Below are 5,747 nucleotides of genomic sequence, written 5' to 3'. Positions count from 1 at the left end.
TTGGTGCGGTGGATCCGACGAAAATACAAGCGGCTCGCGGGGCTGAGGAAGGCCGTCGAGTGTATGCAGGGGATCGCCAAGCGGTATCCCCGGCTGTTCGCACAATGGCGGTGGGCAACTGAAGCCTCCGTCGCCTGGTGACCAGGATGACAAGAGCGGAGTGACGAGAGATTGTCACGCTCCGTTCCGTGGGAGCCCGGGGGTGAGATTCCCCCGGGCCACCCGACTCTTGGAGTTGCCGAGGTCAGGTGCCCAGGGTGCGCCAGGACTTCGGCCGGGGATCTCGTGCTGATCGAGGTAGGTCCGGAAGGCGGTCGATCGGCGTGGCCGGGGTGCTTCCTCGGTCGGTGGGATGTTCTGAACGTCCGCGCGTCGACCTCGATGCCTGCCGGACCCACATCGTCGAGGCGTACGTCGAGGACAACGGCAAGCTCTACCTCGACTCACCCAAGAACCATGAGCGCCGGTCCGTCCCGATCCCCCGGTTCCTCGCCGAGGAGCTGAAACCCCACGTCGAAAGGCGGGGCGAAGACGAGCTCCTGTTCACCGCCCGCAGGGCGGGCCGTTGCGGGCCCGGAACTTCCGGCAGCGGTTCTTCGCCCCGGCCGTAGCCAAGGCGGGCCTCGGCCACCTCAGGCTCACGCCGCACAAGCTGCGTCACACGGCGGCCTCCCTTGCCATTGCCAGTGGCGCGGACGTCAACGTCGTCCAGAGCATGCTCGGCCACAAGTCCGCGACCCTGACGTTGGACACGTACGGACACCTCTTTCCTGACCGCCTCGACGAGGTCTCGAAAAAGATGCACAAGCGCCGTTCCAAGCAGTTGGCCAAGGCGAAGGCTGAACTGGCGAAGGCGGAGAAGAGGGCGCGGAAGGCGGCTGAGGCGGTGGCTGCCTTGGAGGGTTCCGCAGCGTGATGTGTGTCTGAGCCGTGCTGAGGTGCAGCGTCGACGGGGCCGCGCTGGGGTGCCGCCCGTTCTTGCCCGAGCGGGGACCGGCAGCGGATCATTCGCGCATGAGACCCGAGGTCAGAGCTTTCGCAGCCGCCGGTCCCCTACCCGACTGCACCGCGGACGAGGGTGAGATCGACCGGCGGGTCAGGCAGCTCGAAGCCATCTCCCGGCCTGTCACGGCCGAGGAGGCTGAGGCTCTGGCCGGTTGTTTCGGCCCGGATGACTGCTACGGCGTCGCCTGGTCGCTGCTGCACCTCATCGAGACCGGTCCTGGTCCAGTCCCCTCTGTGCAGCGGCCTGGCCCGAACGCCGGCGAGTGGCACCTCACACTCTGGAACAGGTGGGGAAGCCGGGAGTTTCCCGAGGACGAGTCGGCAGGCTGAAGCCCTGAGATGATCACGCAAGGAACACAGGTCGCAGGCCGCTGTGACCAACGCGGCGGTGTACTGACACGCGACGTCGGCCAGTTCATCGAACGGGGCAGGCTGCGTTGGGCAGCGAGGGCCGGTGCGAGGACTGCCGCGATGGGTGGTGCGAGCAGGACAGCGGCCCCGTGACTCCCGAATACATCAGACAGGCCCTGCTGCAGGCTCACGGCCCGGCCCGGCTTCGGCTGACGGGAGAAGCACCGAGCCTCGCCCTGGTGCTGAAGGCCCTGCGCAAGGCGCAGGAGCTGCCCATGGACGAGGCACGCGCACACGCCGCCCAACTGGCCGCATCCGGTCTCGTCGGCACGCTCGTGGAGATGGAGTTCCTGGCCATCCACCTTCGAGAACAAGCCGTCGCGGTGGCAGTCGATCTCCCTGCCGAGTGACTGCCTTCCCTGCTCCGTGGGGCTCGACCCAGTAGGGAGAAACCCACCCCCCCCATCAACGGCTCCAACGAGGTGTGCTGAGCTCTCAGGCTTGGATTGCTCGTCAGTCAGAACGGCGGGGCGGCCCGGTCCTCCGAGGAAAGGTGCCATTCGGTCGCCGACGGGTTGAGCGGTGTGTCGCACACCGCGAACGGGTTCCGTCGGACCTCCAGGCCCGTCGTGTCCTCGCCCCACGCGGAGAGGGCCTCGACGGCCCGCTCCTGGTACCGCCACAGGGCGCTGATGGCCAGCGTCTCCCTCAACAGCGGGGCCGTGGCCGTCCGGTGGTGGCGCAAGCAAGGGTCGTCCAGCAGAGGGATGCAGGCGGCGAGGGCCGCTTCACGGACGTGCGGGTCGTGGTCGTCGAAGCAGGCGGAGACGGTGGAGAAGAGCAGCGGGCGGATCTCGCGGGTCCGGACGAACGGGGGGTGGTCCTCGGGTGGGAAACCGAAGCGGCGCATCGTCGCCTCGGCCTGGTCGTCGGCGGCGTCGGCCACTGAGTTCAGCCATCCCAGCAGTTCGGCGCGCAGCGGGCCGAGGAAGTCGTGGGGCCTCTTGTCGACGGGTAGGGCGGTGCGCGGGTCGAGGAGGATGGCGGCTACGTAGAGTGCGGCCGGGACTGTCGCGGCGTAGAGGGTGTTCTGGTGGTGCACCACGTGGTGCAGGTGGCCCAGGGCCTGGGATCTCGTGTGTTGGTCGTCGGCCAAGAGCGCGATGAGCTGCGTGGGGGTGTCCTCGGCCGTCCCGTAGGCGTGTTCCAGGGCGCCCCAGTCGGTCTCGGCCAGTACCGCGGCGGGCTCGGGCAGGATCGCCGGGCTCACTGATGCTCCCGTCGGGCCCGGTGCATCGCCTCGGCCGCCGCGTTCTCGGCGAGCTGCTGGATCTCCTCGGGCACCTCGCGCTCGTCGAGGACGAAGAGCCGGTCCCCGACAAGCCTGGTGGCCGGCTTCCAGCCGAGGCGGCGGCCCGCCTCTCGGACGGCACGCCGGATGTCCTTCAGCTCGCCCATCTCTTTGAGGTCGCCACTGCTCAGGACGAGCTGCCCGCCGTACCCCTTGTATTGGGGCTTGAGGGCGGCCCGCATCAGCGTTTCGAGGCGGTTGACCAGCTTCTCGTACCGGTGCCGGGCCGGCTCATCCTTGTCGGGCATCCTGCACAGCTCCCCACCATCCGCGCGCACGGCATGTGTGCCATATGTGTGCTGGAATCGCAGGAGCCCTCCCGTCCGCTGGACGGAAGGGCTCCTGACCTGGTGTTTCTCTGTGCCCCCGGCAGGATTCGAACCTGCGACACCCGCTTTAGGAGATCATCCGGGCGTTCCGCTGGTCAGCGGTGAGGCTCGCCCGTCTCCTGCGAATGGTGTGCGGTCGGCCCTCCCAGTACGGCAACGTGCGTTGGTGTTGCCGTCAAAGACTGCCGTCACTCCACTGCTTCCCCTGGCCCGCTTCAACGTTGGGTACGTCACCGGTCATTGCCACAGCCTGACACGGTGCGCTATCACTCCCACGGTTTTCAAGACCGCCCAAAGGTCCGTGGCACAAGGGGCGCTGATCAGATCGTTCACTGTCTCTGTCTGGCCAGGGTGGGAAAATTTGGTCAGAGGATGGCCACGGAGGGATGACGCGGCGCACGAGTAGTCACGAGGCATCTTGTCCCGGCCGTCACCCGTCGAAGGCCCTCTAGATGAGAACTACGGGCGGCGTGGTCACTGAGGCCTGCCGGGCAGGCCAGACGGTCGCTTGGTGCCGGTGGCGGTCGGAGGTGATTGCGGTGGTTGCTGTACTCCCCTGCTGTACATCATTCGCTGGCCGGCATACCTTCCAGATCTGCCTCTGCGACCTGCCTGCCTTGGTATGCCTGGGTTCATCGCGCCCGGCAATTCCCGGCGACACTCTGCCGCATGGGTGAGCAGGCGTCAGAGGATCACCTTGAAGGGCTAATCGCCGTCAATCGAAATGAAATTTCGCAAGTTTGACGCGCTATCAGCCACTGAGAAAACACGTACGGGCGGCCTGGAATACCCCGATCGGCCCCCCGACCCACCCCTTCCGATACGCCCGATATGACAGCCCTGGGGGCCGTTAGTACGTTCAATCACACGTTGGCCGTCAAAGCCGGCCTCCCTGAGAAGGAGCAAAGCGACATGGTCATGACCCGATCCTCCGCGATCACCGCGGGCGTCGCGGCCGCCGCAGCCCTGGCAGCGACCGGTATCACCTACGCCACGGCCGCCCCCGCACCGGCGGCACAGACCGCCCCGGCCGCCGTCCGGCAGGCACCCGCCCCCGCCCAGGCCCCCATGGGCAACGAGGGCAGGGGCAACGACGGCCGCGAGGGCCACGAGGGAAGGAAGTTCGAAGAGGGCCGGATCCAAATCAACGAGCGGACGTACCCCGCCCGCCCGGGCGACTGCATCCTCGTGGCGAGCGGCCTGGGCTCCAATAACTTCAACATCCTCAACAACAGCCGCAAAACCGTCGAGGTCTTCCGCGGGGCGACCTGCGACAACGGTGCTCCCCTCGCCAGGGTCGGACCCGGCAGCTCCGGCGGCGTGACGCCGGGACACACCAGGGGTGTGCACGTCAGGAACGGAGTGGTGGCCAGCTTCCGGGTGATCCACCACCACAAGGGCGACTTCCACGACGGGGACGGCTACTGAGCCGACTGCGCGAAGCGCATGATGTAGGACCCCGGCCCGCTGGAATCGGGCCGGGGTCCTAGTATCGGCCCCCCCCGCCCCGCTGGGCACCCCGCTGGTGGTGCCCACACCTGACCACTGCCCGAACAGCCCATGCGCCTGCCACGCCAGACTAAAGTTCCTCAACACTGCTTCACTGATCGGCACCTGCGCCGGTACCGGAAGCACCGTCTCTGAGCAGGGGAAGAGCCGTCGTCGACTGTCGTCATCTGTCGTCATCTGTCGTCGTCGGCCGCCCTCGGACGGCCCAGAGACGGCCCGAGCGGGGGTATCGCGGTGCGCCCCTCGATGCGAACTACGGGCGGGACGGTCGCTGAGGTCTGCTCAGCAGCTCAGTCGGTCGTCCGGGGCCAATGTTGGTCGGCTGCGGTCACGGTGGTTGCTGTGCTTCGCTGCTGTACAGCACCCGAGCCGGCGCTTAGAAGCTGTTGTCTTTCCGAGCTTGAGGACGGCGTTCTGCCTGGTCGGGCATAGGGGTGGTGGTTCCGTGGGAGTGGTGGCCTGTCGGGTGGTCACTGCTTGGGGAGGTTGCGGATGCCGTCGGTCGTCGGACTGCTGGAAGAGCACGAGCTCGCCGCTCGCCGTCGCGTGGACGGGCTGCGGGAGGAGGCCGACCGTATCCAGGCCGAACTCGCTGCGGCCGAGCTGGAGTGGCAGGAGTGGGTGATCGCCCGCAGGCGGGTCGGCGCGGTGCTGGCCCCGGCGGGCAGCGGCACCGCCGGGGCGGAGGCCGTCACGGATCCGCCGGGTACGGCCGCGCGGTCGGTGTCCGGGGATGCGGCGACGCCGAAGTCGCAGGTGCCGGTGTGGTGCGAGGGGCTGGCCTGGTCGGCGCTGCCGGTGGACTACCAGCGCATCCTCACCACACTCGCGGACCGGGCCCGGCTCGGTCAGGGGCCGATGACCTGTCAGGAACTGGCCGCCGTCTTCGGCATGGACGTGGTGCCGGCGCGGGTGGAGGCGCTGCGGTCGAAGGCGAAACGGCTGGTGGCCCGTGGCTGGGCGGTGGAGTCGGCGCCGGGCCGRTKCACGCSCGCGACGGGCGTGGCCGGGCCAGGCGGCGGATCATGAGCAGGGTCATCGACCAGTAGACCATCGCCTCCGCGCTGCTGGTGCGGCGTTCGACGTCGCGGACCAGGCGGCGGCTTTGCATCAGGTGGGCGAAACACCGTTCGACGATCCACCGTTTGGGCAGCACCACGAACCCCTTCTGGCCGTCGCTGCGTTTGACGATCGCCAGGACC

8 protein-coding genes are annotated in these 5,747 nt (G+C 68.1%); 6 read left to right on the top strand and 2 right to left on the bottom strand.

Annotated features, from left to right (window positions below; all coding sequences use genetic code 11):
* The first annotated feature begins 347 nt into the window (after nt 1–347).
* The 4 genes from DIZ27_RS48305 (at nt 348) to DIZ27_RS44000 (ending at nt 1,766) form a co-directional block, all read left to right on the top strand.
* Nucleotides 348–611: a hypothetical protein gene (locus tag DIZ27_RS48305; RefSeq protein ID WP_258308905.1), complete on the top strand. Its 264-nt coding sequence runs from the start codon at nt 348–350 to the stop codon at nt 609–611.
* Nucleotides 566–916 carry a tyrosine-type recombinase/integrase gene (locus tag DIZ27_RS48300; protein WP_258308904.1) on the top strand — a complete coding sequence of 117 codons (351 nt, stop codon included), beginning with the start codon at nt 566–568 and terminating at the stop codon, nt 914–916. Before DIZ27_RS48305 ends, DIZ27_RS48300 begins: the two co-directional genes overlap by 46 nt.
* Nucleotides 917–1,014: 98 nt before the next feature.
* Complete coding sequence (locus DIZ27_RS44005; protein ID WP_109383860.1) at nt 1,015–1,335, top strand: hypothetical protein; 321 nt, start codon at nt 1,015–1,017, stop codon at nt 1,333–1,335.
* A gap of 170 nt (nt 1,336–1,505) precedes the next feature.
* The gene (locus DIZ27_RS44000) at nt 1,506–1,766 is read left to right on the top strand and encodes a hypothetical protein (RefSeq protein ID WP_109383859.1); all 261 of its coding nucleotides are present in this window, start codon (nt 1,506–1,508) and stop codon (nt 1,764–1,766) included.
* A 107-nt stretch (nt 1,767–1,873) separates the two neighbouring features.
* On the opposite strand, the gene DIZ27_RS43995 is transcribed toward DIZ27_RS44000, so the two are convergent.
* On the bottom strand, nt 1,874–2,626 hold the full coding sequence (locus tag DIZ27_RS43995) for a hypothetical protein (RefSeq protein ID WP_109383858.1): 753 nt from the start codon (nt 2,624–2,626) through the stop codon (nt 1,874–1,876).
* Nucleotides 2,623–2,955 carry a hypothetical protein gene (locus DIZ27_RS43990; RefSeq protein WP_109383857.1) on the bottom strand — a complete coding sequence of 111 codons (333 nt, stop codon included), beginning with the start codon at nt 2,953–2,955 and terminating at the stop codon, nt 2,623–2,625. The genes DIZ27_RS43995 and DIZ27_RS43990 overlap by 4 nt, the downstream gene beginning before the upstream one ends.
* Nucleotides 2,956–3,948: 993 nt before the next feature.
* Between DIZ27_RS43990 and DIZ27_RS43985 the strand changes: the two genes are divergently transcribed.
* The gene (locus DIZ27_RS43985; protein ID WP_109383856.1) at nt 3,949–4,464 is read left to right on the top strand and encodes a hypothetical protein; all 516 of its coding nucleotides are present in this window, start codon (nt 3,949–3,951) and stop codon (nt 4,462–4,464) included.
* A gap of 573 nt (nt 4,465–5,037) precedes the next feature.
* On the top strand, nt 5,038–5,574 hold the full coding sequence (locus DIZ27_RS46675) for a hypothetical protein (RefSeq protein WP_219933747.1): 537 nt from the start codon (nt 5,038–5,040) through the stop codon (nt 5,572–5,574).
* The last annotated feature ends 173 nt before the right edge of the window (nt 5,575–5,747 follow it).

It is taken from the genome of Streptomyces sp. NWU339 (genome assembly GCF_003143855.1).
Taxonomy (GTDB): domain Bacteria; phylum Actinomycetota; class Actinomycetes; order Streptomycetales; family Streptomycetaceae; genus Streptomyces.
Note: the sequence above shows the minus strand (reverse complement) of the source record. Positions and strands in the feature narration are given on the sequence as shown.